26 protein-coding genes are annotated in these 26,223 nt (G+C 64.1%); 11 read left to right on the plus strand and 15 right to left on the minus strand.

The genetic code is table 11. The features are described from left to right. Positions 1-51 precede the first annotated feature (51 nt). Complete coding sequence (locus tag E6X30_RS06400) at positions 52-1,674, minus strand: methyltransferase (protein WP_051120594.1); 1,623 nt, start codon at positions 1,672-1,674, stop codon at positions 52-54. A 54-nt stretch (positions 1,675-1,728) separates the two neighbouring features. Between E6X30_RS06400 and E6X30_RS06405 the strand changes: the two genes are divergently transcribed. Next, positions 1,729-4,176 (plus strand): DEAD/DEAH box helicase, encoded by a 2,448-nt coding sequence (locus E6X30_RS06405; RefSeq protein WP_316335915.1) that lies wholly within the window; start codon positions 1,729-1,731, stop codon positions 4,174-4,176. On the opposite strand, the gene E6X30_RS06410 is transcribed toward E6X30_RS06405, so the two are convergent. The 6 genes from E6X30_RS06410 to E6X30_RS06435 are packed head-to-tail and all read right to left on the minus strand — an operon-like array spanning position 4,133 to position 8,420. Beyond that, positions 4,133-4,501 carry an Rv3654c family TadE-like protein gene (locus tag E6X30_RS06410; protein WP_180755212.1) on the minus strand — a complete coding sequence of 123 codons (369 nt, stop codon included), beginning with the start codon at positions 4,499-4,501 and terminating at the stop codon, positions 4,133-4,135. The two genes, E6X30_RS06405 and E6X30_RS06410, sit on opposite strands and share 44 nt — an antisense overlap. After that, positions 4,498-4,905: a TadE/TadG family type IV pilus assembly protein gene (locus tag E6X30_RS06415; RefSeq protein WP_016663286.1), complete on the minus strand. Its 408-nt coding sequence runs from the start codon at positions 4,903-4,905 to the stop codon at positions 4,498-4,500. The genes E6X30_RS06410 and E6X30_RS06415 overlap by 4 nt, the downstream gene beginning before the upstream one ends. A 2-nt stretch (positions 4,906-4,907) precedes the next feature. Next, positions 4,908-5,114 (minus strand): DUF4244 domain-containing protein, encoded by a 207-nt coding sequence (locus tag E6X30_RS06420; protein WP_061211529.1) that lies wholly within the window; start codon positions 5,112-5,114, stop codon positions 4,908-4,910. Positions 5,115-5,170: 56 nt separating this feature from the next. Next, positions 5,171-6,163, minus strand: coding sequence for a type II secretion system F family protein (locus E6X30_RS06425; protein WP_316335916.1), 993 nt, complete (start codon positions 6,161-6,163; stop codon positions 5,171-5,173). Beyond that, complete coding sequence (locus E6X30_RS06430) at positions 6,160-7,308, minus strand: TadA family conjugal transfer-associated ATPase (RefSeq protein WP_101686990.1); 1,149 nt, start codon at positions 7,306-7,308, stop codon at positions 6,160-6,162. The genes E6X30_RS06425 and E6X30_RS06430 overlap by 4 nt, the downstream gene beginning before the upstream one ends. Further along, positions 7,305-8,420 carry a hypothetical protein gene (locus tag E6X30_RS06435; RefSeq protein ID WP_316335917.1) on the minus strand — a complete coding sequence of 372 codons (1,116 nt, stop codon included), beginning with the start codon at positions 8,418-8,420 and terminating at the stop codon, positions 7,305-7,307. Before E6X30_RS06435 ends, E6X30_RS06430 begins: the two co-directional genes overlap by 4 nt. A 376-nt stretch (positions 8,421-8,796) precedes the next feature. Here E6X30_RS06435 and E6X30_RS06440 point away from each other — a divergent pair, with 376 nt between their 5' ends. Then, complete coding sequence (locus E6X30_RS06440; RefSeq protein WP_316335918.1) at positions 8,797-9,333, plus strand: hypothetical protein; 537 nt, start codon at positions 8,797-8,799, stop codon at positions 9,331-9,333. Between the two features lie 48 nt (positions 9,334-9,381). Here E6X30_RS06440 and E6X30_RS06445 read toward each other — a convergent pair whose 3' ends face one another. Beyond that, the gene (locus E6X30_RS06445; RefSeq protein ID WP_316335919.1) at positions 9,382-10,221 is read right to left on the minus strand and encodes an exodeoxyribonuclease III; all 840 of its coding nucleotides are present in this window, start codon (positions 10,219-10,221) and stop codon (positions 9,382-9,384) included. Between the two features lie 48 nt (positions 10,222-10,269). Between E6X30_RS06445 and E6X30_RS06450 the strand changes: the two genes are divergently transcribed. Beyond that, on the plus strand, positions 10,270-11,115 hold the full coding sequence (locus E6X30_RS06450) for an SDR family NAD(P)-dependent oxidoreductase (RefSeq protein WP_316335920.1): 846 nt from the start codon (positions 10,270-10,272) through the stop codon (positions 11,113-11,115). Positions 11,116-11,161: 46 nt separating this feature from the next. Here E6X30_RS06450 and E6X30_RS06455 read toward each other — a convergent pair whose 3' ends face one another. Beyond that, positions 11,162-12,076, minus strand: coding sequence for a neutral zinc metallopeptidase (locus E6X30_RS06455; RefSeq protein ID WP_316335921.1), 915 nt, complete (start codon positions 12,074-12,076; stop codon positions 11,162-11,164). A gap of 144 nt (positions 12,077-12,220) precedes the next feature. On the opposite strand from E6X30_RS06455, the gene E6X30_RS06460 reads away from it, so the two are divergent. The 4 genes from E6X30_RS06460 (at position 12,221) to E6X30_RS06475 (ending at position 16,676) form a co-directional block, all read left to right on the plus strand. Further along, a complete protein-coding gene (locus E6X30_RS06460; protein WP_316335922.1) occupies positions 12,221-14,146 on the plus strand; it encodes an AMP-dependent synthetase/ligase in 1,926 nt (641 codons plus the stop codon). 76 nt (positions 14,147-14,222) lie between these two features. Next, complete coding sequence (locus tag E6X30_RS06465; RefSeq protein ID WP_016663276.1) at positions 14,223-14,867, plus strand: DedA family protein; 645 nt, start codon at positions 14,223-14,225, stop codon at positions 14,865-14,867. Further along, positions 14,867-15,499 (plus strand): TrmH family RNA methyltransferase, encoded by a 633-nt coding sequence (locus E6X30_RS06470; protein WP_070459157.1) that lies wholly within the window; start codon positions 14,867-14,869, stop codon positions 15,497-15,499. The genes E6X30_RS06465 and E6X30_RS06470 overlap by 1 nt, the downstream gene beginning before the upstream one ends. 106 nt (positions 15,500-15,605) lie before the next feature. After that, positions 15,606-16,676, plus strand: coding sequence for an NAD(P)-dependent alcohol dehydrogenase (locus E6X30_RS06475; RefSeq protein WP_316335923.1), 1,071 nt, complete (start codon positions 15,606-15,608; stop codon positions 16,674-16,676). A 7-nt stretch (positions 16,677-16,683) separates the two neighbouring features. Here E6X30_RS06475 and E6X30_RS06480 read toward each other — a convergent pair whose 3' ends face one another. Continuing rightward, positions 16,684-17,376, minus strand: coding sequence for a response regulator transcription factor (locus E6X30_RS06480; RefSeq protein ID WP_016663273.1), 693 nt, complete (start codon positions 17,374-17,376; stop codon positions 16,684-16,686). 118 nt (positions 17,377-17,494) lie between these two features. On the opposite strand from E6X30_RS06480, the gene E6X30_RS06485 reads away from it, so the two are divergent. Further along, entirely contained in the window at positions 17,495-19,504 is a 2,010-nt protein-coding gene (locus E6X30_RS06485) for a histidine kinase (protein WP_316335924.1), read from the plus strand. A gap of 163 nt (positions 19,505-19,667) precedes the next feature. Then, a complete protein-coding gene (fbaA, locus tag E6X30_RS06490) occupies positions 19,668-20,693 on the plus strand; it encodes a class II fructose-bisphosphate aldolase (protein WP_016663271.1) in 1,026 nt (341 codons plus the stop codon). A gap of 82 nt (positions 20,694-20,775) precedes the next feature. On the opposite strand, the gene E6X30_RS06495 is transcribed toward fbaA, so the two are convergent. Continuing rightward, positions 20,776-21,177, minus strand: a complete 402-nt coding sequence (locus tag E6X30_RS06495) for a YccF domain-containing protein (RefSeq protein WP_061211543.1) — start codon at positions 21,175-21,177, stop codon at positions 20,776-20,778. Between the two features lie 63 nt (positions 21,178-21,240). Next, positions 21,241-21,801 (minus strand): YagU family protein, encoded by a 561-nt coding sequence (locus tag E6X30_RS06500; protein WP_070459152.1) that lies wholly within the window; start codon positions 21,799-21,801, stop codon positions 21,241-21,243. Positions 21,802-22,061: 260 nt separating this feature from the next. Here E6X30_RS06500 and E6X30_RS06505 point away from each other — a divergent pair, with 260 nt between their 5' ends. Together E6X30_RS06505 and E6X30_RS06510 are read left to right on the plus strand one after the other, a co-directional pair. Next, positions 22,062-23,639: an MATE family efflux transporter gene (locus tag E6X30_RS06505; protein ID WP_316335925.1), complete on the plus strand. Its 1,578-nt coding sequence runs from the start codon at positions 22,062-22,064 to the stop codon at positions 23,637-23,639. A 103-nt stretch (positions 23,640-23,742) separates the two neighbouring features. Beyond that, positions 23,743-24,213: a MarR family winged helix-turn-helix transcriptional regulator gene (locus tag E6X30_RS06510; protein WP_061211546.1), complete on the plus strand. Its 471-nt coding sequence runs from the start codon at positions 23,743-23,745 to the stop codon at positions 24,211-24,213. On the opposite strand, the gene E6X30_RS06515 is transcribed toward E6X30_RS06510, so the two are convergent. The 3 genes from E6X30_RS06515 to E6X30_RS06525 are packed head-to-tail and all read right to left on the minus strand — an operon-like array spanning position 24,210 to position 26,214. Next, positions 24,210-24,533: a DUF2516 family protein gene (locus E6X30_RS06515; RefSeq protein ID WP_245630646.1), complete on the minus strand. Its 324-nt coding sequence runs from the start codon at positions 24,531-24,533 to the stop codon at positions 24,210-24,212. The genes E6X30_RS06510 and E6X30_RS06515 overlap by 4 nt on opposite strands. Further along, a complete protein-coding gene (locus tag E6X30_RS06520) occupies positions 24,530-25,780 on the minus strand; it encodes an aromatic acid exporter family protein (RefSeq protein WP_016663263.1) in 1,251 nt (416 codons plus the stop codon). Before E6X30_RS06520 ends, E6X30_RS06515 begins: the two co-directional genes overlap by 4 nt. Further along, on the minus strand, positions 25,777-26,214 hold the full coding sequence (locus tag E6X30_RS06525; protein ID WP_016663262.1) for a hypothetical protein: 438 nt from the start codon (positions 26,212-26,214) through the stop codon (positions 25,777-25,779). The genes E6X30_RS06520 and E6X30_RS06525 overlap by 4 nt, the downstream gene beginning before the upstream one ends. Between the last annotated feature and the right edge of the window lie 9 nt (positions 26,215-26,223).

Raw genomic sequence — 26,223 nt, forward strand, 5'->3', positions numbered from 1 at the left:
GCGTGGCGGGGGTGTGTCCCCGCGTGGTTTACCCTGCCCCGTACGGTAGCACTAGGCGGGGTTTGGCTGCTCAACGATGTGGAGAAACCCCCATTTGACGAGGACGCGGAGTGTGCGGTTGATGCTCGCGCGTGCACTCGCGATTTCAGCGCCTTGATCGGCGGCTTCGAGGAGTGAGGCGTAGGCCGTGAGGAAAATATCGAGCGGGTATTCACCGGTGAGGGGGCCGACGATGGCCGCGGTGTGGGTGTCGATCTGGATGGTGCGGCCGAAGCCGCCGCCCTGAACGAGGTCGATCACCATGGGATCGTCGTCGCCGGGTGTGTAGTGGCGCCGCTCGATGACGTCATCGGCGCGTGCGAGTGTGAGCGAGGCGAAAGCCTCGTCGTCGAGCTGCGCGAGGCGCGTGCGCGCGCGAAGCATTTCGGCATAGCGGGGGCCGAGAGGGCCCGCTCCCGTCGTTTCGACGTGGGTGAAGTCGGCGAAGCGCTTTTCTCCCTCGCGCGGTTGCGCGAGGAGCACGTGGCCGAAACCGATGCCGCGGACATCGCGCGAGGCGAAGTCGTCGAGCCATGCGTGGGTCATCGGTTCCCAACGCTCGTCGCGGTCGGTGACGCCTCCGTCGCGAAGCCAGGTCGAGGCGTAGGAGGCCGGGTCCTCGATGTCGCGCTGGACGACGAGTGCGCTCGCACTCGAGTTCGCGAGCCACGTGCGTGGGCGCGCATCCCATTCGGAGCCGCGGGTGATCTCCCAGTTCGCCAGCATGGCGGCGACGCCGCCGGGGGCGAGGTAGGCATCGATCTCGGCGAGGAGGTTCGCGACGAGTGCGTCGCCTTCTGCTCCGCCGTCGCGATACGTCCAGGTCTCCGCATCCTTCACGCGGGGTGTGATGACGAACGGAGGGTTGGAGACGATGAGATCGAAGGTCTCGCCCGCGACAGGTTCGAGCATTGAACCCTGGCGCGTTTCGATCGTGTGTCCTTCGGGCAGTGTTTCGCGATTGAGGGCGACGTTGAACTCGGTGATCGCGAGAGCGCGTTCGGAGATATCGGTCGCGACAACGTGCTGGGCGTGACGCGCAGCGTGGAGCGCCTGAATGCCGCACCCCGTGCCGAGGTCGAGCGCGCGGGCGACCTCGTCGCGAGGCGTGATCGAGATGAGCGTTGAAGTCGCCCCGCCGATGCCAAGCACGTGTTCACCGTCGAGCGCGCGGCCAGTCGCGAGTTCCCCGAGATCGGAAACGATCCACCAGAGGATCTCGCCGAAATCATCGGTGGCCTGATATGGGCGAAGATCGACGGTCGCGGCGAAGGCGGAGGTGGCGTCGGAACCCGTCCCTTCTGCTGGCGCCACGAGGCCGAGGGCGAGAAGCCCGTCCGTACCGAGGTTAGGGAGGGCGCGGTCGAGTTCGGCGCGCGTGGCGGTGCGGCCGAGCGTGAAGAGGCGCATGAGAGTCGCGGCCGCATTGCCCTGATCGGCTAGCGGATCAAGTTCGCGACGTGCGGGCAGCGGATTTTCGCGTTCGAGAGCTGTGCGAGCGGGAGCGCTCAGGAGATCCTCGATTCCATCCGCCGTGTATTGCGCGTGAGCGAGATCCGCGCGCAGAACCGCGAGAAGATTGGTATCGGGCGTGGGCGTCGGGAAAAGCTCGGTGGTGTGGCCTTGCGTGCTCATGCCTACCATTGTTGCCTACGACGCGAACAGATCGAACATGAGTGGAGGCGGCACGTGAGGAGCGAGGCTTTCGATGCCGAACGGGCGCTCGCGCGCCTCACTACGCCCCCGCATCGCACTGACTCCCTCCGGCATATCGAGCGCCGGCCCGCTCGCGAGGCACGCTTCGCTGAGTGGCCGAGATGGACAAACCCCTCACTACGCGCCTACCTCGAAGACAGCGGGATCGAACGCCCGTGGTGGCACCAGGTTGAGGCCGCCGAGTTTGCGCACGCGGGTCGCGACACGGTCATCGCTACCTCTACCGCTTCGGGAAAATCGCTCGGTTATCTCTTGCCCGCGCTGACCGATATTCAGGCACGCCGAGAGGATCCGTCGGCCCGGCGCGCGAGCGCCCTCTACATCGCACCTACAAAAGCGCTGGCCTACGACCAGTACACGTCGATCTGTCGGCTTGTGGACGGGGCCGGCCTCGGGGAGGTTCGCGCCGCCGTATTCGACGGCGACACCCCGACCGAACAGCGTCGCTGGGTGCGCCGTCACGCGAATCTAGTGCTCACGAACCCCGACATGCTGCATTACGGGATCCTTCCCGGTCACGAGCACTGGATCCCGTTCTTTCGAACGCTGCGATACATCATCATCGACGAATGCCACGTCTACCGTGGCGTGTTTGGGGCACACGTTTCCATGCTCATGCGACGCCTCGCCCGCATCGCCGAGTACTACCGCGCTCGGCCCACGTTCGTGCTCGCGTCGGCAACCTCGGCGAGCCCGGAGGTGAGCGCTTCCTGGCTCGTGGGGAGGAACGTCACGGCTGTCACCGAGGATGGTTCGCCGAAAAACCCACTCACGATTGGGCTGTGGGAGCCGGGCATTGCCGATCTTGACGAGGGCGAGGACGCGCGCGAGGCCGCGCGCAGGGCGAAAGAGGAGCGCGAGCAGGCGGAAAAGGCCGGGGTGAAAGCCCACGTGGAGGTCCGACGGCGCCCTGCCCCTACCGAGGCCGGAGTCCTACTCGGCGATCTCGTATGCGAGGGGGCGCACTCTCTCGTCTTTACTCGCTCGCGGCGTTCGAGCGAGCTCGTCGCGAAGGGGGCACAGCGTGCCGTCAACGCTGCCGCGGAAGCGACCGGATCCGCCATGCTTGCCGATCGGGCCACGCGCATCGCCGCCTATCGCGGCGGCTATCTTCCCGAGGAGCGCCGCGCACTCGAGGCAGCGCTTCGTTCGGGACAGCTTCTCGGTCTTGCCTCGACCAACGCCCTCGAGCTTGGTATCGACATCTCCGGTCTCGATGCCGTGCTCGTGACGGGGTGGCCGGGGACGCGCGCGTCCCTGTGGCAACAGTTCGGGCGCGCGGGCCGGGCCCACGGAACTCAGTCGCGCGAGGCGCTTGCAATGTTTATTGCGCGCGAGGATCCCCTCGACACGTACGTTGTGCGTCACCCCGAGATGATCCTCGGAGCCGACGTCGAGGCCGCCGTGTTTGACCCCTCTAATCCGTACGTGATGACTCCTCATTTGTGCTCCGCCGCTGCGGAGATTCCCATTCGCGACGGCGAGGAAGAGCTTTTCGGGCCCACGAGCCGGGAGCTTCTCGAGAACCTTGCAGGAAGGGGCATCCTCAGGCGTCGCCCTCACGGGTGGTACTGGACCCTTGACGAGCGCCCCCACGATCTCACCGATTTACGTGGAAGTGGAGGTGAGAGCGTGCGGATCGTCGATCAGGCGAGCGGGCAGCTGATCGGCACGGTCGATGCCGCGACCGCCCACCAGTACGTCCACGACGGCGCCGTCTATCTCCACCAGGGAGTCTCGTACGTCGTGAACCACCTCGATGTCGAGAACGCCGTCGCGATGGTGCGTCGGGAGAGCCCGCAGCACACAACCCAGCCGCAAGAGACCTCGTCGATCAGCGTGCGCCAGGTCGAGCGCAGCGAACAGTGGGGTGACATCGACGTGTGCTTCGGGCAGGTCGAGGTCACCGACCAGGTCACCGGTTACCAGGCGCGCGACATCTACACCTCCGCCGTGCTCGGCGAACACCCGCTCGATCTGCCCGCGCGCACCCTCGTTACCAAGGCCGTGTGGTTCGAGACCCCCGCAGACCTCCTCCACGCATGGAGCCTCGAGGAAGCCGATTTCCCTGGCGCCCTCCATGCGGCCGAACACGCACAGATCGCGATGCTTCCCCTCCTTGCCACGTGCGACCGCTGGGACATTGGCGGCGTGTCTACCGCCCTGCACGCCGATACCGAAAAGCCCACGGTCTTCGTGTACGACGGCGCTCAGGGCGGCGCCGGCTTCGCGGAGCGCGCCTACGAGAGCGCCCCTGCATGGATCCGCGCGACCGCCGACATGATCGAGACATGCGGATGCGAGGCGGGCTGCCCCGCATGCGTCGTCTCTCCGAAGTGCGGCAACGGCAACGAGCCCCTCAACAAGAAGGGCGCGCTCACGGTTCTGCGGGAGCTGGGCCGGCACGCGCCGCCTCGGTAAGGGGCTGGCTGCCGAGCAGCGGCACGTGCACTCTCAAGGTGACTGTCACGTGTGCCTCAAGACCGCTCACGTCGCAGCTCTGGAGAAGGGCGCCGTGCCGTTCAGCGACCTCCAAAGCGATCTCGCATGCCCCGCTCGAGGCGCCGCCGGCCAGTGCATCCGCAGCCGAGAGTGCGGAGAGTTCAGCGGCTGAGGCGGCAAGGGAGCGACCGTGGTGGACGATCCCGAGCCCCACGAGGACCGTGAGGATCGCCGAGATGATTGCGATCGCCCCGAGAGCGGTGGCCGTCGCGTTACCGCGCTCCTCGCAAAACCCCGCCCTCACGGCCCGTTCCTTACGAGGTGTGGTTCGAGGCGTGTGTGGGCACTCGCCTCGAGCGGAATTGTGGCCCCGAGGATCGGCCCGCCGACGTGCCACGTTGCGTGTGCTTCCACGGTGACCCATTCGCCGCTCGTGCTTATGGTGAACGTGGCCTCCTTGCCGCTTACGACTTCCGCTTTTGCGATCGCAGCATGGGGATCGGCCGAGATCATCATTTCGCGTGCGGCGGTACGTGCCCCCTCCGCGAGACGCGCGTGGCTGATGAACAGGCCACCCAGTGACATGACCAGTGCGAGGAGGGCGAAGACGGCGATGAGGACCACCGCCGTCTCCGCCGTGGCCGCACCGGAATCCGCACGAAGCGCCCGCCTCAAGGTGCGCGCACGTGTCTCGGCTTCCGGTGTCATGCTCAGCCCGCCGAGTGGAGGGCGCCCTGAATGAGGCTCGTAAGGATGCCCTTGATCTCGCCGCTCGTGAGCACGCCGAACAAAAGCGCGGCAAAGGCGCACGCGGCGACGATCGTCACCGCATATTCCGCGGTTGTCGCGCCAGTGTCATCCGCGAGGATGTCGCGGGTTCGTAGTTCCGTCTTTTCTGTCGTGTGGTTGTCGATCATTGATGTATCCCCCTTCAAGGATGTGTGTGGTGCTGCACGTGGCGGATGCCGCGCGCCTACGGCCACAGTTGGCCGAAGTGTGTGGTGACGAGATCCGTGATGATCGGGACGATGCCGAGTAGCACGAAGGCCGGCAGAATCGTGAGGCCGGTGGGGAGCACTAGACGCACCGAGAGCCGCGCGGCGGCTTCATCGACCTCGCGCAACCGCGCACGGCGACGGTCGCGAGTGACGGCCGCCAGGATCGGCGCGAGGCGTGCACCCGTCACATGAGAGAGGCTCGCCGCGCTTGTGAGAGCCGAAAGGTCCCCCTCGAGCCTCGATAGCGCCTCGGCGGGGGCCATGCCCCGAGCGAGCGCACGGCCGGCCTCGAGGAGCGCAGGCCCCGGCTCCGTGTCGTCAAGGGCCTCGCCCACGCGCGTGCACGCCGCTGCGAGTGGGATCCCAGAGTGCACAACACTCGCGATCAAATCGATCACGATCAACGGGTCGATGTCCGCGCTCTCTCCGCGCGCTGCAGCGAGCATGCGGTTCATCCACGCGAAACCGGCCGCGGTGAGGACGATTCCGGCCGCGAGCATGAGAAATCCATGGGGCGACGCCAGGAGTACGCGCAAAGGATTCGCCCCCATTGCATACCCGAGTGCGATAGCGAAAAGTGGCAGCGCCATGAGCACTCGGGCCGTCGTCTTTGCGCCCGCGAAGGCTGCTGTGCGTGCCCTGGTGGCGTCGGAAGAATCGCGAAGTCCACCGGAGAGTGAGGTGAGTAGACCGGAAAGCGGAGCCCCCGTGCTCTCGCACATGACGTGGCACAGAACGACCGCGCGCACCGCCTCGCGAGGCGCGTTGAGGACCCCGTTCATGCGCTGCACCAGTGCGGGAGGAATGCGCGCCATAGTTTCGGCAAAATGCTTTTCCCGAGGCGTGGATGTGGCATCTGCGACGGCGGCCCACGCCTGCGGTGCCGTCACCCCCGCGCCGAGAGCCATCGCCACGTGGTCGAGAAGGCCGGCGAGCGCATCGTCCGATAGTCGAGCGTGGCCTTTCACCTCGCACCCCCGTGCCCGAGGCGTGCCTCGAGCGCATCGAAGGCGGGAAAGCGCCGCTCACGGGTCCCAAAACTGACTGCGGGCACGCATTCGAGCCGCCCATCCTTCCCGCGCTGCAGGAGCGAAATGGTGGAGAGGGCACGTCCCTCGCGCGAGCGGTGCATGTGGAGAACGACCGTGATTGCCGAGAGCGCTTGCGATGCAAGCGCAAGTGGGTCGAGACCGGCGAGCGCACCGAGGGCCTCAAGCCTCGCGGGGACATCCGCCGCCGTATTCGCGTGGAGCGTTCCGCACCCGCCTTCGTGCCCCGTATTGAGTGCCTGGAGGAGCTCGCGGATGTCTGCGCCTCGGCATTCGCCGACGATGATCCGATCGGGCCGCATGCGCAGGCACTGCCTGATGAGGGTCGCGAGGCTGATCTCTCCCATGCCCTCCGCATTAGCGTGGCGCGCCTGAAGGTGCACGATGTGGGGATGAGCGGGCCGAAGCTCGGTGGAGTCTTCGACGATAATGATGCGCTCGCGGGGATCGACGGCGCCGAGCATCGCGCCGAGCAGGGTCGTCTTTCCACTTCCGGTTCCGCCGCTCACGAGGAAGGATAGCCGCGCGCGAATGATTGCATCGACGAGAGCGCGGCCCGTGGCCGTCAGCGTTCCCGAGTTCTCGAGGTCATCGAGGCAGTAGGGGAGGGTGGCGGCGCGCCTAAGGCTGATGCTCGCTCCGCCCACAGATAGTGGCGGCAGCATTCCGTGGAATCGAAGGTTGCCGGGCAGCTGCGCGTCAGCCCACGGCATCGCGTCATCGAGCCGGCGGTTGCCGAGCGAGGCGAGCCTGGTCGCGAGGGCCCGCGCATCGTGCGCCGAAAGAGTAAGGCTCGTGCGCTCGAGACCGTTGAGCGAATCGATCCACACGCTGCCGTCGGGGTTGACGAGGATGTCGCTGACACCGTCGGTCGCGAGATCATGGAGCGGGCCGAGGCCCTCGAGATGATGCCGCACCTGATCGGTGAGATCGAGGAGGCTCGCGCGGTCGAGGATGAGCCCGTGCGAGTGAGCGACGCGCGCGATGCGGCGCGCATCGATTTCCCCCGGTTCTTCGCGAAGCGATTCATGAATTCCGGTGAGGAGCTCGTCGCTGAGAATCATGCGCTACCCCCGCCCATTCCGGAATCGGCGAGCTTTGCGAGAAAACGTTTGCAGGCGGCTTCGATGCCCTTGCGGTCTCGATCAAGACCGGGAACGAAGCCCTCGCGGGCACTTCGGTACTCGAGCACGATGGGCGCGCCGAGCTGCTCGGCCACGTCGCGCGCCCGATAGCTCTCGCCGCGCCGGCGCGTACGTAGAGCGATGCCGATACGGGTGCGCGGATGCACCCCGCGAAGCACATCGAGGGTTCGCGCCGTCGCGGCGAGTGCGTGTTCGCTCGGATGGACCGAGACGAGAGTGATGTCGGGACTCACGTGCGGTTCGATCCCCGCTCCGAGCGGCGCGTCGAGAACAAGAGTGCCGGGTGCATTCGCAAGACTCGCGATGACCTGGGGATTCACGGATTCCTCTCGCGTTCCCGAAAAGGTGAGCAGGCGGTAGCCGTCGATGAGAGGAAGAGCGTCGAGGAGCACCTCGGCATCCGTCGTGCCACTTGCCGCTCCCAGATCACTCCACCGCGCGCCCGCCACGTGCCGGGCCTGCACGAGCGTGTCGATTCCGCCGCCGAAGGGATCGGCATCGACGAGTGTCGCGGGCATGTTTCGGCTTGATGATGCGAGGGCGAGAGCGATCGCGAGAGACGTCGACCCTGCGCCTCCATGTCCCGAAAGGCACGCGAGCACACGGCTTCGGCCGCTGCTCGTGGCGAGAGAGGAAAGGTCGCAAATAAGCTCCGAGGATTCCTCCGGAAGAAAACGAAGTGAGCGCGCTCCGTGGGCAAGCGCTTGCTGGTAATCACGCTGTTCGGGCTCGTTCTCGCACGCGGCGAAGAGGGGGAGTGCTGGGTATGCCTCCGCTGCGCTAGCGAGGAGCGACGCCTCGCACACGACTGCACGCACGTGCCCGCGAGGCGTTTTCGCCGTGGCGACGTCGAAGCCAGCCGCTTGAACGCGGTCGCGCACGAGGGTTCCAAGCTCGCCGCTGTTGCCGAGCCATGCGATCGTGGCGCTCGAATGCTCGTGCGGGGAAGCCGGCGCGTCAAGCGGAATGCGGCTCACGAAGGTTGAGGGATCGCGACGACCATGCTCAACCCGAGGAAATACGTGTGTCATGGCTCCATGGTTTTCCGCTCCCGGGGCTCATTCCAGAGCCTGATCATTCTTGGGGGTAGAGGCGGATTGTGGGGTCAGACCGGAGGCGAAAAACACGAAGCGAAATGGGGGGTTGCGTGGCTCACATCGAGTGTGTAAAGTGGGGGACATCACAAGCAAGGGAATGATTCGAAACCCACGTGCGAGTGGTCCTCGTTCGGACCGGTGCGGATTCGTCGAAAGCGGATACCACACCACCAGGTGCACGCTTGATCCCGGATCGGCCCCGGGGAGGCGCTCGAAAGGGCGCCTCCTTTTTGGCCCGGATCCCATCCCCCGCACATGCCTCTTCTTTACCGATCGTCGCCGCGCCCATTAATGAAGGAGGAACGCGCCCATGCTCGAAACAACGCTCAAGCGCCCTTCTCGCCCCTCCGCTCGCGGCGCCGACGCGAGCTGGCACATTGACCCCATGACTCTGCGTCCGGTGATCGACGACGTCGAGGCATTCGATCGGGAATTCGCCCAGGACGATGCGCGCGACATTATTCGAGCGCTCTGGAGCGGCAATCCCGTGACGGCGCTCGAGAGGTGCGAGGACAGGCTCGCGAAGGACCCTTCGTCGGTGCGCCTACGCGCGATTTCGGCTGATTGCCGCCGGGATCTTGGCGAAACCGACCGAGCGATCGCTGAGTACCGTGTGCTACTCGAAGAGTGTCGCGGCACCTCGTGGGAGGCCGTTCTCCACCAGCACCTCGGGAAGGCGCTATTCGCGGCTGGCCACTACGACCTTGCTCTGAATGCCTTCGCGCAGGCATACGAGATGCGCGTGTTCACGGGGGCTGATCCGAGTCTCATTGATTCGAGTATGGCGGCGATGTCACGCACGCAGCACATGCTCGAGATCCAGCATCGCGCGCGGCGCCGCCGCTAGACCCAACCGTCTGGCTATTTCCGACGCCTGCCGGCGCTCAGGCGCTCCCTAGAGCTCAACGTCGACGATCACGGGTGCGTGATCGCTCGTGGATTTCTGCGCCCGTTCGGCAAGGTCGATCATCGCCCCGGTTGTTGCCGCGCGCACTGCGGGCGAGCCAAACATGAAGTCAATGCGCATACCCTGCTTCTTCGCGAACTTGAGGCCCTTGTAGTCCCAGTACGTGTAGGTCCCGGGGGCATCGAACCAGTCGCGTGTGAGGTCGGCGTAGCCCGCGTTCTCGAGCGCCGCGATGGCGTCACGCTCGGGCCCGCTCACGTGGGTTTTCCCCTCGAATGCCGCCATGTCCCAAACGTCGGCGTCGGTGGGAGCGACGTTGAAGTCACCCGCGAAGAGGGTCGCCGAGTCTTCGCCGGGCGCTTCGCCCGGCCCGCCGACATCGAGGCGCGAGGCCGCGTAACTGCGCAGGGCCTCGAGCCACGCGAGTTTGTACGGATAGTGCGGATTGTCGAGTTCTCGCCCGTTCGGGACGTAGAGGCTCCACAGCTCAAGAGGTGCGCAGTCGCTCGAGGCGTCTCCCACGACGGCCCCAATGGCGCGGGCCTCCACGACCCCATCATCCCCTTCGCCCCAGGCGGGAATCGAGGGGATCTCGCGGCGCACCTCGCGAAGGCCCACGCGCGAGGCGATCGCGACGCCGTTCCACTGGTTAAAGCCGTGGGCGGCGACTTCGAATCCGCGCTCGGTGAGACCGCTGAGGTCGAGCTGCTCGGGTTTGGCTTTGATCTCCTGAAGTGCAATGACGTCGATATTGCGGGTATCGATCACCTCGAGGAGGCGGGGCATCCGTGCGCGAAGGGAATTGATGTTCCAGGTGGCAATTCGCATGCGTCCATCCTATGGGTGCATGAAGGTTCGCGTGGATACGCTTAAGGCATGACTCTCGCGCTCATCACCGGCTCAACCTCCGGCCTCGGCCTCGAATTTGCGTGGCAGCTCGCAGGCAGCGGCCACGACCTCGTGCTCGTGGCGCGAAACGAGGATCGCCTCGCGGCAGTGGCCGCGCAGATTGAGGCGGTGTCTGGCACTCGCGTCAGCATTCTCCCGGCGGATATTTCGGTCCAGGCCGATGTGGAGCGCGTGGCCCGTCGCCTGCTCGACCCCGTTGACCCCATTGGCCTGCTCGTCAATAACACCGGGCATTCGGTGCGCGCCTCGTTTCTTGAAGGAGAGATCGAGGAGTTTCTCGAAGAAGTCGATTTCGACGTGCGCGCGACCCTGATCCTTGCACACGCAGCGGCGACGGCGATGACACGTAAGGGCGCCGGGGCGATCCTCAATGTCTCGTCGATGGCGGGGTTCACCGCGACAAACCTCTCGGCGGCGGCGAAGAGCTGGGTCGTTATTTTTACGGAGTACCTCGCGCAGGAACTCGAAGGAACGGGCGTGAGCGCGACCGTGCTGATTCCGGGTTTCGTGCACACCGAGAGCCACCACAACGCTGCCGTCAACATGGAGGGCGCACCGCGCGTGACGTGGCTGAAGGCCCCGTTCGTCGTGCAGCATGCCCTCAAAGACGTAGCAGCGGGAGAGGCCGTCTCGGTGCCATCGCTGGCCTACAACCCCGAAGCGCTCGGGCGGGCGACGCCGGGGGCGCTCAGGCGTGCACTCCAAAGTGAGGCGATTGCGCATGCGATGAGTAAGGCGCGTATGCGTAAGGTCGAGCGGGCTGCAGCGCGCAGATCGATGTTCGATCGATTGCTGCGCAAACGTCGGGACTGAACCCACGCCTGAAGGCGGAGAAAACGCCCCGACGGCGCCGGGATTGTTACGGCTGCTCAACCGCGAACGTGTCGCACGCCTTGTAGGTGCCCTCGTTGTAGCCCTTCACGAACCAGTTGCGACGTTGCGCTGAGGAGCCGTGCGTCCACGTGTCAGGCATGACCTGCCCGCCCGTCACTTCGCCCTGAATGTGGTCGTCGCCCACGGCGCTCGCGGCGCTGAGCGCATCGTCGACGTCCTTGTCGGTGAGGGGTTCGAGCATCGTCGTGCCGTTATCGTCGACCGTTGTCGCGGCGTGGTGAGCCCACATGCCGGCGTAGCAGTCCGCCTGAAGCTCAAGTCGCACCTGATCCGAGTCGGGGCCCGTTCCCGAACGATCGATTGCATTCATGGTGCCGTCGAGGCGTTGAATGTGATGACCGTATTCGTGCGCGACAATGTAGGCCTTCGCGAGCTGACCGCTGCTCGCCCCGAAGCGCGAGCTGAGCTGCTGGTAGAACGAGGTGTCGACGTAGATCGTGGAGTCGGCGGGGCAATAGAACGGGCCCGTCGCAGAGGTGGCGGGCCCGCAGCCCGTGTTAACCGAGTCGGTGAACACAACCGCCTGTGGTTCCTGAAACTTGAAACCGGCATTCTTAGCCTGGCCTTCCCACAGGGAGTCGGCGGACTCGACGGTGGCCTGCACGAGGCAGTCGTCGTTGTCGTTTGCGTCGGCGCCGGTTTGGCATTCCTCGAGAACGGTGCCCTGCTGAGGCTGCTGTGCACTTGGGGCGGGGCCGGCGCCGCCACCAAGCAGCATCGACGGATCGACTCCGAGGAAGAGCAAGACGATCACGAGGACGAGCGTGCCGAGGCCACCGCCACCGAGGGCGATTGCGCCTCCGCGGCGCATGCCGCCCCCGCCGCCGGAGCTGCGGCGGGTGTTGTCGGAGCGGATCTCGGAATTGGGGTTGAAGGTCATGCCGCCAATCTACCGTTTCATGCCGGATTTTCCCCGGGGTTTGCGACCCGGAGGCGACGTGGCGATGTGATTCAGCGTCTAACCTTTAGACTGGTTACGGTTCCGTAGCCTGCGGTTCCGTATCCGACGCGAAAGCACCTGTTTATGCCCACCTCTTTGCGCGAATACACGAGCCCGCTGCTTGTCGAGTCGAACGATAGTGAGCGCCTCACCGACCTCTTCGTGAAACGGGATGCCGAGGCCCCCGAGCACATCGCCTTCCAGGTCCCTGCCGGCACCGATGCTGCGGGAGCGACCGTGTGGAGCGACGTGACCACGCGGGAGTTCTTCGATTCCGCTCGCGCCCTGGCGCGTCATTTCATCGCTGCAGGCGTGAGGCCGGGTGACGCGATTTCGATCATGGGGCCCACGCGCTACGAATGGGTACTCGCCGACGTCGCTGCGCTGTGGGCGGGTGCGGTCGTCGTGCCGATCTACGATACGAGCGCCCCGGCCCAGGTGGAGGCGATCGTCGAAGACGCGGGGGTTACGCGCGCCATTACCGGCACCGCGCAGCAAGCCGAGTCGCTCACGCATGCCCTTGGCGGGGCGGATCGCGTGTGGACGATGGAAGAAGTGAGCGGCTACGAATGCGTGAGCGCGCTCGCGGCACGCGACCCCGAAACACGGGTGAGCGAGGCTGATCTTGAGCGTGCCCGCACCTCCCGCACTCTCGAGGACGTCGCCACGATCGTCTACACGTCGGGAACGACGAGCGACCCGAAGGGCGTGCAGCTCACGCATGGCAATTTCGTGGCGCAGCTGCAAAATATTGGCGTCTCCCACGGGGAGGTGCTCAACGAGCACGGGTCGACGATCCTTTTTCTCCCGCTTTCGCACGTGCTCGCGCGCGGCGTGCAACTCATTTGCCTTGCGCTCGGGATGCGCGTCGCCCACCTCTCTGATACGTCACGCGTCATCCCCACCTTCGCGGAGATCCGCCCGACGTTCGTCATGGTCGTTCCGCGCGTGCTCGAAAAAATCCTTAACGCGGTCGCCGCGCAGGCCGATAAAAAGCATGTGGGGCGCCTGTGGAGGGACGCGCGTGAAACAGCCGTGCGGATCGGCATGATTGGGGAAGGTTTTCACGAGAAGGAACGGCCGAAGCTTCCGTTCCGCCTCGCGGCGAAGCGTGCGCTTTACGAGCGCGTCTTCTATCGAACCATTCGCACGCTTTTGGGTGGGAACATTCAGTACATCCTGTGCGGCGGCGCGAAACTTCACCCCTCACTTGCGCTCGCTTTTCGCGGCTTCGGTATCCCGATCATCGAGGGGTATGGCCTCACGGAGACGACCGCCCCGATCGCCGCGAACCGCCCGGGTGACCTCACGGCGGGCAGCGTGGGTGTCCCCGTTCCCGGCACGACGATCCGTATCAGCGAGGAAGGTGAGGTGCTTGCGAAGGGGCCCGGGGTCTCGCCTGGTTACCGCAATCCCGAGCACACGGCGGCGGCATATTCCGACGGTTTCTTGCGCACCGGTGATCTGGGAAGTCTCGATAGTTCCGGCCGCCTCACGCTAAGCGGACGCTCGAAGGATGTCATCGTGACCTCCGGCGGTAAGACGATCGAGCCCGCCGGCTGGGAGGGCGCCGTCGAACAGCATCCGAGCGTGGCGTACGCGGTCGCCGTTGGCGATGATCGCCCCTACCTCACGGCGCTTCTCATCGAGCACACGGAGGACGGCGAGGTCTCGGGTGACGACATCGAGATCATTGAAAATCCCAAGCTCATCGCGGAAATCCTGCCCTATCTCGAGAACGCAAACCTCGACGTGTCGCGAACAGAGCGCATCAAGAAGTTTGCGCTCGTACGGGCGAATCTCGCGGACCCGAACCTAGTCACGCCTTCGCTCAAGCTGCGTCGCGCGGCCTTCCTCGAGAAGGCGAAAGCGGCGATCGAGGAGCTTTATGAGAAAGCGCCGAAGGCGTCGATTCACGAAATCGTGAAGCGTGAGATCGTCGAAAAGGCCTCGGAGATCAAGGCGAAAAGGGCGGACGAGCCGGAAAAGAGTGAGTCCTCTGGCGAGTAGTGCCAGCTAAAGGGGTACGTACACTTGTACGGCCGAACATGCGCTTCGGCCCGCGCACGAAAAGAAGGGTTTTTCCGTGAACGTTGTTGAATGGGCGATCAGCATCATGAGCTCAATGGGGGGCTTCGGCGTGATGCTCCTGCTGCTGCTCGAATGCGTGTTTCCGCCGATCCCCTCGGAAGTGATCCTTCCGCTTGCGGGCGTAACCGCGGGAACGGGCGAACACTCGTTCTGGGTGTTGCTGATCTGGTCGGTGATCGGCTCGACGCTGGGCGCCTACATCCTTTACGGACTCGGGCGAATTCTCGGTCCCGAGCGCACGCGCGCCCTGTTCATCAAGCTCCCGCTTATCAACGTCGAGGATTACGAAAAGACGAACACCTGGGTCGACAAGCACGGGATGCAGGGCGTTTTCTTCGGGCGTTTCATTCCGGGCATCCGCTCGCTCATCTCGATTCCCGCGGGCATGTTTGCGATGAAACTCCCCATGTTCACATTGCTGACGGCCCTGGGAAGCGCGATATGGAACTCGATCTTCCTCGCGTTCGGCTACTTCCTTGGCACGCAATGGCACGTGATCGAGCCTTACACGGACATCTTCTCGAAGGTCTGCTACGTGCTCGTCATCCTCGTGGTGCTCTACTTCTTCGTGAAGCTCGTTCGCCGTGAGCGCCGCCGCAAGAGCCTCGGCCTTCCCGACCCAGACGACGCCGTCAAATAATGTCTGGCGAGCGCGAAGTCGGCGTGGGGCCCTGGCAGGGGGACTGGCCGAAGGAACCTCACTACGATCCGGCACTGCTTGAAGCAGGCGACCGTCGGAACGTTCCCGACCGATACCGGTACTGGCGCCGCGAAGCGATTATCGCGGACCTCGACGCCCACTACCGCAACGGCCTGCACGTCGCGATCGAGAACATCGACCACGACTTCAATATCGGCTCGATCGTGCGCACCGCGAACGCGTTCGGGGTCGCAGCCTTCCACATCGTTGGAAAGAAGCGGTGGAATCGACGCGGAGCGATGGTCACGGATCGATACCAGCACGAGTTTCACCACGCGAGGCCCGAAGACTTCCTTCAGTGGGCTCGCGACAACGATCGCGCGGTCGTCGCGGTCGATATCGTCCCCGGCGCCGTCCCTCTCGAACACACGCGCTTGCCGAAAAACGCCGTGCTCGTGTTCGGCGAAGAAGGCGGGGGAGTGTCGAAGCCGCTTATCGATGCGGCTGCGCTCACGGTCGCGATTTCTCAGTTCGGCAGCACGCGCTCGATCAACGTCGGGCACGCCGCCGCGATCGTCATGCACACGTGGGTGAGTCAGCACGTCGAGATTCCGCGCGAACTCACGCTGTAGCTGCGGGAGCGACGAGGACCGTCAGAGATGTTTCTGACCTGGGAAGTAGGGTGAAAGGGCAACGGCGCAAACCGCTGAACACCCGATCCATGGTTAGGAGCACACCATGAGCATTACCGTGAAAGCCCTGCAAAAAACCGGCCCGGATCAGCCCTTCAAGGTCGTCGGCATCGAGCGTCGTGAGCCACAGGGGACCGACGTCCTCATCGACATTAAGGCCGCCGGCGTGTGCCACAGCGATATCCACACGATTCGCAATGAATGGGGGCCCGCGAAGTTCCCACTCGCCGTGGGCCACGAGATCGCGGGAGTGGTCGAGGCCGTCGGCCCCGACGTCACGAAGTACAAGGTCGGCGACCGCGTTGGTGTCGGCTGCCTCGTCGGGTCGTGTGGCGAGTGCGAGCAGTGCAACAAGGGTTTCGAGAACAACTGCCTGAACGGCGCGATCGGCACCTACAACGCGATCGATGAAGATGGAACGGTCACTCAGGGCGGCTACTCGCAAAAGGTCACCGTGCGCGAGCGTTTCGTGTGCCGCATTCCCGACTCACTCGACTTTGATGTGGCCGCACCGCTTCTGTGCGCAGGTATCACGACGTACTCACCACTCGCGACGTGGGAGGTAGGCGAAGGACAGAAGGTCGCGGTCGCGGGTCTCGGCGGGCTCGGCCACATGGGCGTGCAGATTGCCGCGGCGAAGGGCGCCGAGGTGAGCGTCATTTCTCGCTCGCGTAAGAAGGAAGAGGACGCACTCTCGCTCGGTGCGAAGGAACTCCTCGCCACCGGGGAGGACGAGAACTTCTTCGAGACCCACAAGGGCAAGTTCGATTTCATCCTCAACACGATCAGCGCCGAGTTCGACCTCCCGGGCTTCATGGATCTGCTCAAGCCGGGCGGAAAAATGGTGCTCGTCGGTCTTCCTCCCGAGGGCATGCCGATCCCCAGCCGTGCCCTCACGGGCGGCCGCAAGGTCCTCGCAGGCTCGAACATTGGTGGGCTCCCCGAGACCCAGGAGATGCTCGACTTCTGTGGAGAGCACAACATCGGCGCGAAGATCGAGGTCATCGGCGTGAACGACGCTGATGCGGCCTACGATCGCGTCGTCAAGGGGGATGTGCACTTCCGTTTCGTCATCGATACCTCGACGTTCGACGACGCAGAGGTTGAGGAGGCCTGAGCCCCGCTCAGTCTTCGCCGATTTCCACGAGTCCCGACTCGTAGGCCGCCACGACGATCTGCGTGCGGTCGCGGAGGCATAGTTTTTGCAGGATGTGGGACACGTGGGTTTTCACGGTGGGCTCCGCGAGAAACATCGTGGAGCCCACTTCGGCATTAGAGAACCCTTTCGCGATGAGTTTCGCGACCTCGCGCTCGCGGTCCGTGAGGGCAGCGATGGCCTTGGTGAGGGCGGGATCGGTCCGACGCTGGCTGCGCGAAAGCGCCCCAAAATCTTCAATGACTTTCCGCGTGATGGAGGGGGAGAGGAGGGCCCCACCGCGATAGACCTTCCGCACGGCATCGACGAGTTCCTCGACTTCGGCGTCCTTGAGCAGGAAGCCGCTCGCGCCTCCCTTGAGAGCCGTGAACACGTAGTCGTCGGCGTCGAATGTAGTGAGGATGATGATGCGCGGCGCGGGATCGAGGCCAGCGCGGAAGATTTCCTCCATCGCGGCGAGCCCGTCGAGGTTCGGCATACGGATGTCCATGAGGATGATGTCGGGTCGATTCTTGAGCGCGGCGTCGATAGCTTCGCGGCCGTCGGCGGCAGTGGCCACGACGTCGATGTCTGCTTGCGCTGCGAGGAGTGCCTCGAAGCCGGCGCGCACCATGGGCTGGTCGTCAGCGATGATGACGCGGATGGGGGAGTTCTGGCTCATGTCTTAAGCCTAGGTCAGAGGGCGCGCCCTCACGCGAATAACGGCTCATCCATAAGTATTGCCGTGATCAAGACCGGGGAGTGATGCCGAGTTCTGTCGGGGCCTCTACGGTTAACCCATGGCAGAAGTGGGAGAGAAGGCACCCGGCGCACACACGGTCGCGCCGTGGTCGAAAGCGCCGCTCAAAGCGCACGCTAAGCAACTGGGACGCGACTTCCTCTACGTCTTCCCAAGTCTCGTGCTCGGCCTTCTCGTGGGTGGCGCGCTCTTTATACTCGGCTTTCTCACCGTCTTTTCGCTTGCCTTTCTCCTCATTGGTCTTCTGTTCTTACCGGGCATCCTGCTCGCGGGCGGTTTCGCTGCTGACCTCACGAGAATTCGCTCCAACGTGTGGAGCGGTGAAAAGGTGCTTCGCCCTCGCACGAAAGTTCCCGAGTTTCACTCGTTCGCCGACTACTTCCGTCTCCTCGGAAACCTGCGACTGTGGCTCGACTTCATCAGCGAAGCCCTCGTTCTCAACACCGTGCGCGTGAGCGCTGCGTTGGTCCTGGGCACCCAGGCTGTTTTCACGCTTCTTTGCGGTCTGTTCTTCCCGTTCGTCACGCTCATTGATTTCTCGTACGAGTCGGGAATGGCGAGTTTTGTTATTCGAAGGTTCAACCCAAACGTGGGTCTCGAGCCATACGCGCGAACGCTCGCCTTAGTTGACTCGGCGCTCTATGTAGGCCTTGGCCTCGTGCTCCTCGCCCTGTTTCCCTTCACCCTGCACATTGCCGCGCGTCTTGAGAACGGCCTCGTGCGCGAGATTCTCGAAGGGGACTCCTTCGCGACGATCAGCTTCAAGGGATGGGCGACCGCGGTCATCGCGGTCATCGCGCCGATTCGCGTCACCATTTCTGGTGACGGTGCCCTGTGGGAGCACATCGCGCCGCGGTACCTTCCCTTCGGCCTGTTCACGATTCCGGTCGCGGGGCTGTCCTTTTCTTTGCTCGCGCTCACCTGGACGCTCGCCTTCATCTTCCTCGTGCGGCGGCCAAAGCTCGGCTCCGTGCTCGCCTGCGTCGCGTTTGTGGTGTCCTACGGCGGGATCATCACGCTCACCATCGTGAAGTTCAATGGCCAGGTGTTCATGCCCGGCACGGAGGTTCCGGTTCTACTCGCCGGACTCGCCCTCTTCACCCTGAGCCTTCACCGGAACGTCAAACACAGCACCGGGGTATTTGGTGCCTTCGGTGTGATCGCGCTGATGGGAACGATTGCGAGGTGCGTGGTGACGCACGGGCGCGCCTCCACTTCCGTGGACTTCATCCAGTGGAGCTTCCTCATTCTGGGCGTCATGCTTGTCATGTGGATCGTCGCGGCGGCCTTCGGATACGGGCTTCGCTGGCTCGCCGATTCGGCTCGCGACGTTTCGCGTGAACGGGCGGCACGCCGCGAAGCCGAAGAGCGCCAAGAGCGTGCCTTCGCCGAGAGCGCCGAGCTCAGCGAGAGAGCCCGTATTGCGCGCGAAATGCACGACGTGGTCGCCCACTCGATGTCGGTCATCAGCGTCCAAGCACAGACCGCTCCCTACCGCCTCGCAGAATCACAACTCGACGAAGCGACACGCGCCGAATTCGCCTCAATCGCCGCGACCTCGCGCAACGCCCTTCAAGAAATGCGTGCTCTTCTCACGATGCTGCGCGGAACCGGTAGCGAAGAAGACGTCGCGAGGGCCCCGCAGCCCGAGCTCAAGGATCTCCCCGAACTCGTGCAGCGCTCGCGCGATGCCGGCGCCCACGTGAGCCTCACCGTGCCAGAGGCGGGCATCCCCACAGTCCCCGCAACCGTCGGACTCGCCCTCTACCGCGCCGCCCAGGAGGGACTCGCCAACGCGCTCAGGCACGCACCCGGAAGCGACATTCACATCACGCTCATGACGAGTGAACATGTCACCGGCATCGACGTCGTCAATACCGCACCGCCCGAGGACTTCGAGCCTGCGCCCGGCTCCGGAATGGGGCTGCGCGGCGTTCGCGAGAGGGCCAACGCGCTCGGCGGCACCGTGAATGCGGGGGCGCATGCCGACGGTTCCTACAGCCTCATCGTGCGAATTCCGCACGCCGGAACGTGGGCACCCGTCGGATAGCCCACGCGCCAGTGACCACTCGTGTGTCCCAGATCTCACGTTTTGTGCTGGGAGTGGCCCGTCCCCGAGCGTCCCGAACGACGTGTGGAAGAATGAAAGGGCAAACGCAACGTGGATCTGCGAGGTACACGGGTGCCCGCGATCCCCACTCGAAGGAGCACACATGCCTGTTGCAACCCCGGAACAGTTCAACGAAATGATCGACCGCGCGAAGGAAGGCAAGTTCGCCTACCCCGCGATCAACGTGTCGAGCTCGCAGACTGCGATTGCCGCACTCCAGGGCTTCGTCGAAGCCGAGTCTGACGGCATCATTCAGGTGTCCGTCGGCGGCGCCGAGTACCTCTCCGGTTCGACCGTGAAGAACCGCGTTCGCGGCTCGATCGCTCTTGCGAAGTTCATCCACGAGGTTGCCGAGGACTACAACATCACGGTTGGCGTTCACACCGACCACTGCGCGAAGGAAAACCTTCCCACCTGGGTTGAGCCCCTCATTGAATGGGACCTCAACGAGCGCGTCAACAAGGGCCTGAACCCGCTGTTCACCTCCCACATGTGGGACGGCTCGGCCGTTCCGGTCGACGAGAACCTTGAGATCGCCAAGCGCCTCCTCGAGAAGACCGTGGAAGCGAAGAAGATCCTCGAGATCGAGGTTGGCGTCGTCGGCGGCGAGGAAGACGGCTACTCGGCGGACGTCGACGAGTCGAAGCTCTTCTCGACCCCTGAAGACGGCCTCAAGACCGCTGAAGCCCTCGGCCTCGGCGAAAACGGCCGCTACATCACCGCCCTCACCTTCGGTAACGTGCACGGCGTGTACAAGCCGGGCAACGTTCGCCTCACCCCGTCGATCCTCCTCGACATCCAGAAGGCCGTTGGCGAGAAGTACGGCAAGGACATGCCGTTCGACCTCGTGATGCACGGTGGCTCGGGCTCGACCCTCGAAGAGATCCAGGAAGCTGTCGACAACGGCGTCATCAAGATGAACGTTGACACCGACACCCAGTACGCCTTCTCGCGCCCCGTTGCGGGCCACATGCTCGAGAACTACGAGGGCGTCCTCAAGATCGATGGCGAGGTCGGCAACAAGAAGATGTACGACCCGCGTTCGTGGGGCAAGAAGGCCGAGGCCGGCATGGCAAAGCGCGTCGTCGAGGCGTGTGAGAACCTCCGCTCGGCTGGTCACAAGATGTGATCCTCGCCTGAGGTAGCGAAAGCGCCCCTCCCCGAATCGCGGGAGGGGCGCTTTCGTATCCCAGGTGTTTAAAGGCGGGTGCTCAGATCACGCGTGAGTCGCCAGTCGTGACGATCTCCTTGCCGAAGGGGAAGCAGGTGATGGGGATGAGCTTGAGGTTTGCCCACGCGAGCGGAAGGCCGATGATCGTCACGGCCTGTGCAAGCGCGGTCGCGACATGGCCTGCCGCAAGCCACAGGCCCGCGATGAGGAACCACACGACGTTGCCGAGGGTTCCCACCGCGCCAAGGGGCCGCACCTGCACGGCTTCGCGACCGAACGGGAAGATCACGTAATTCGCGATGCGGAAGCTCGCCACGCCAAACGGAATCGTGACGATGAAGATGCACGCGATGATGCCCGCGAGGATGTATCCGAGCCACAGCCAAAGGCCGGCGGTAATAACCCAAATGATGTTGAGAATGACGTTGATGATGGTGCGCATACCACCAACGTACTCCCCGAAAAGGAAGAGTGCGAGGGCCGTCCGGGCCAGAGCGCTACGGCATTAGCGAGCGCCGTCCGTAGCCTCGAGCGCAACCCACGGATCCGGCTCGTGAGTGAAACGATTGCGAAGGTCGCGACGCACGATTTCAATACTCCACATCCAGATGATGTGGCCGAAGAACTCGCTCACGTGCTCCTGCCACGGCTGATCCCACGGCGCGGGCACCGTGCCGAGTGCAGGCATGAGCAGAACGTGGAAAACGACGTGGATGACGATGCCGAACGCTGCACCCTGCCACAGAGTGATCTTGGGGAAACGCTCGGCAACAACGCAATAGAGAACCGCGAAGACAATCGCAAAGCTGAAGTGGACGATGAAACTCATGATTGGCAGGCCATTGCCATTGAAATGAACGAGCGTGTGGGTGAAGTCCTCGCTGAGTCCCAGTTGCTGTAGGAGCTGCTGCGGCGGGTTGGTGGCGTTGCGCTCGGGTGTGCGCGGAGGGAAAGGCACCTCCCAGCCAAACTTCACGATTGCGGAGAACAGGCCGCCGATGAGGCCCACGAGGAGGGCGGTCGCGTAGCGGCGGCGAGAAGGATCTGTGGTCGAAGGAAGTGCCATGATTGCCTTTCGAATGTGGCCCGACGGTTGCCAGGCCACCGTCGGACTCAAAAGCGCACCCTGGGCGCGCGCCCTTTACCCTAGCCACCCATGCGCCCGGTAGGGAGGTCGAAAGTCCGCACGCCGTGAACCTCCGCGGATCAGCCACGGAAGCGGTCTCACAATGTGGGGGAAGCGCCCTTCGCCCTCGCATCGAGAGCCCGCGCGACTAGACTAGATCCGTTTTCAGCGATCCGGAGGGCGAGGAAGGCGGAGCACGCGTGTCACAGTCGCAGGGCCTCTTGAGAGGAACGCCGTGGAAAGCGATCGTGCTCTTCTCGGTGCCGCTTTTGATCGGCAACGTCGTGCAGCAGCTCTACCAGTTCGTCGATGCGATGGTCGTCGGCCGCCACCTCGGGGTCCTCGCTCTTGCCTCGGTGGGTGCGAGCATGAGTCTTCTGTTCCTCATCACGGGGTTTGCGTGGGGCATGACGAGTGGTTTCGCGATCCCCGTCGCGCAAGCGTTCGGCGCGAACGACATCAAGGGGCTCAGGCGTTCGGTCGCGGCCGGAGCGATTCTCTCTGGCGCCACGAGCCTCCTCATGACGCTCGTCGGCACTATTTTCATTCGCCCGCTGCTTCAGCTCATGAAAACCCCGCCAGAGCTCATCGAGGACGCCGCGACGTTTGGGTTCTGGAGCTTTCTGTTCATGTTCACGCTCGTGTTCTTCAACTTCCTCGCGGCGATTATCCGCGCGGTGGGGGACTCGCGCACACCTCTCGTGTTTCTCGCGATTGCGTGCCTTCTCAACGTCGCCCTCGTGATCGTCTTTGTGGCGGTGCTCGACTGGGGTATTGCCGGCGCGGCGTTCGCCACGGCGGTCTCGCAGCTCACATCGGTGCTTCTCTGCGTCACCTGGGTGCGGTGGCGCATCCCCGTGCTGCACATGAGCCTCGACGACTGGAAAGTGACGATGCCCGAGCTGCGAGAGCATTTGAACCTGGGCCTTCCGCTCGGCTTCCAGACCTCGGTGATTGCGATCGGCACGATCGCCGTCCAGGTGCGCCTCAACGACCTCGGTCCCAACGCGGTCGCTGCCTTCACCGCGGCGGGAAGGGTCGATGGTATCGCCGTCACCTTCCTCGCGTCCCTCGGGCTCGCGACTTCGACCTTCGTTGCGCAGAACTACGGTGCGCGCCAGATTGATCGCGTCAAGCACGGTGTGCGGCAGTCGCTCGTCGTGAGCATCATCGTGTCGATCGTGATCGGCCTCGCCCTGTTCCTCCTCGGCGCCGTGTTCGTCGAGCTCTTCATCGGGAACGAACAGCCCGTGGTGCTCAACCTCGCCCACGACGCCCTCAAGATCTACTCCGTGGCCTATTGGACCCTTGGAGTGCTGTTCGTGGTGCGCGGCGCGCTTCAAGGGCTTGGACATATGAAGCCCCCGTTCTACTCGGGCATCGCCGAGCTCGTCATGCGCGTCTTTACCGCCGTTGTGCTTGGCGCCCTTTTCGGCTTCATCGGTGTTGCGTGGGGCGCGCCGCTCGCATGGATCGGGTCGATTGCGCTGCTCATTCCCTCCTACATCATCATTAGCCGGAAGCTTGAGGAGCGCACCTACCGCTCGGGGCCGCGCACCGAAGAGATCGAGGTTCTCTCCGCGCCGTTGCTCGCCGAGAAGGGCGTCGTGGCCGACCCGACGATCCTTCAGGGCGAAAGCTTCGAGGACGTGCGCACGGGCCCGATCCCTATCGTCCGCGACCGAGGTGAAACCGGTCAGTTCCCCGCCCTTGACGAGACCTATGTCCTCACGGATGACGAATCAACATCCGAAGATCCGGAAGATGAACAGGCGTAGAACCACGAGTGTCGCACGAGTGAGTTTCTGCCAGGTTTGATGGTGCATACTTGCCTGTGCCCCGCGCGGGAAGAGTGCCCGCTGCCGAGCAGGAAGGTTCACCGTGTCCGCACAAGGTCGCACATTGACACCGCTCGTCGAGATCATCGACGAAATGCTCCTTATTTCGCGCCGAATCCAGGCTCTCAACGTTGATATTCCCGGCATGCGAGGGCTCTCAACGGTCGAAGCGATGATCCTCCGACATATCGGCCGCACCCCGGGTATTACGCCGGGAAAGGTGGCCGAAGACATCATTCTGCGGCCATCAAACGCGAGCGCCGCGATCCGCGACCTCGAGAGCAACGGCCTCGTGGGCCGCGTGCCAGACATGGTCGATCGCCGCTCCAATCACCTGTTCATCACCGAAAAGGGCGAGCGGGCGGTCGCAGCTATGCACGAGGCCTGGGAACAGTACTACGCGGGAACGCTCGCTGCCGCCGATGTTGAGGACGGCCGCGCTCTCGTGCGTGCGATGGGCGAGCGGGTGCGCGCCACGATGACGGGCGAGGACGCCGAAGACGAAGAGGCCTAGCGCGAGCCTCGCCCCTGCGCGTTACCCATGACCTGGCGCAACGCGGGAAGGACATCGGCAAGGAATACGCCTGCCATGACGAAGCCGATGATCTGAAGCATGATCGTGAAAGGCCCCACTCCGCGCCCGAGTCCTGTGACAACACCGATGACGAGCGCGCCAGCGGTCATAAGCGCCCAAAACGTCTTCGTCCGCTTAAAAGCTGCGTCGTAAGCCCTCGCCGGGAAACGCAGGGCATTCACGAGTGCCCACGCCTCGATCGCCACAAAAACGACGGCGAGGGCGAGCGACAGGTAGTACGCGATGGTGTAGGTAATCACGGATTCATTCTACGGTCGGGATCGGTGCGGTCGGTGATGAGAAGCTCGAGCGCTTCGGTCGAGGCGGGAGGCTCAACCGCCTTCATTTCGCGCGTAATGGGGCGCGGGCCCACGATATCCGCGTCGGCGACGACGATGAGGGACGGCAGGAAGCGGCGCGCGTCAGAGCTCGGAAGGCCGGTCGCCTCGAGGAGATCGACCGCGAGGGCACGCAGCTGAATGACGAGGGAGATCCCCTCAAAATGGCCGAGGCGCCCGACGGTCCCCTCCGCCGTAGCGAGCAGAGTTTCGGGAGTGAGATGCGCGCAAAAGAGGCGAAGCTTGCGCCGAGCCTTCGTGAAGTCCGCCTCCGTGTCGACACCGGCCTGGATCTCGTCGATGGCGTCGACTGCCGCGGTGAAGGCCTCGGCCAGATTTGGAAACGTGTGGGGCTGCGTGACACGCAAGAATTCGGCCTCTCGTCGCGCGATCACGCGGGCGTTGCGCATGGCGCGGTCGCTTCCCACAAGCAGGTGCTGCACGCGGTTGACGTGCTCGTGATGGCGGTGGAGGGTCGGCGAGTAACTCGTGAGCTCATTAGCTGTGTCGTTCGCGAGGGCCCAGGCATCGGTATGAAGCTGCGATGTGTTCCTCAGGTGCGTGAGCGCCTTCGTCGCGAGCCGCATGTCGCCTACGCGCGCCGCCTCAGCAAGCTGCGTGAGAGTGTCCTTGAGCTCGGTAAAGAAACTATCGGCAGCCTTTCGCTGCTCCCGGCGAGGGTCGCGTGAGAAAGCGATGTGGACGATAAGCCCGAGCAAGATGCCCGTAATCGCATCGAGTGCTCGCCCCTGCGGTGTCATGGTCGGGGTTTGCGGCAAAAGCAGCACGATCATCGACTGGATGCCCACCTGGATCGAGAAGATGACGCTTGCCTTGATGAAGCGCGAGAACATCAGCGACACGAGGAGTGTGACGAAGAGTTGCCATGTGCCCGATCCAATGACGAGGCGGGCGATTTCGCCGAGGATGATCCCCGTGAATACGCCCGTGCTCATGTCGATGCTCTTGCGGATTTTCGTTTCGAGCGTGAGCCCGATGATGAGGAAAGCGGTGATGCCGGCGTAGAACGGCGCGACGTGGCCCCACAGATGCTGCGAGAGCCAAAAGGCGGCCGAGGCAGTGAATGCCGCAAGCAGAATCTGCCAGGCGCCGTCGCGGGCGCGGTTAGCACCGGAGCGCGCCCATTTTCGATACCGGGACTCCTTCACTCCTTCACCCTCCTCGCGGGGGCGACGGGTTCGCGAAGGCGCAGCTCAAGAAGCTTATCGATCTCGAACCACTCCCCGTCGCGGCCGCCGCGGCCCACGATGAGAGGAGCGCTCTTTGGCTCGAGCGTCGCCCCCTTGAGGCGCGTGAGGAGGTCGCCCGGGGCTGAAAGGATGTAGTAGTTGCCGTCGGTATCGATCCCGACCGTGCGATCCGACTTCAGGTACCAACCGACGTGAGTGGTTTTCACGGGACGCGAGCCCTTGTAGGGGAGTGCTCGCAGGGGGTGCGGTTCGATTCCGGCTTCGCGCAGGCGTGCAATCCCGTCGCGGATGATCGCCGTGGCCTTCTCGTGCTCCTCGCGCTCGGCTCGGCGCAAGTTACGTTCCTGGACCTCGAAGATCTCCGCTTTGCGGGACTTCCACTCCTCGTCCACGTGGGACTC

Origin of the sequence: Dermabacter sp. (assembly GCF_032550575.1) — a bacterium.
GTDB lineage: Bacteria > Actinomycetota > Actinomycetes > Actinomycetales > Dermabacteraceae > Dermabacter > Dermabacter hominis.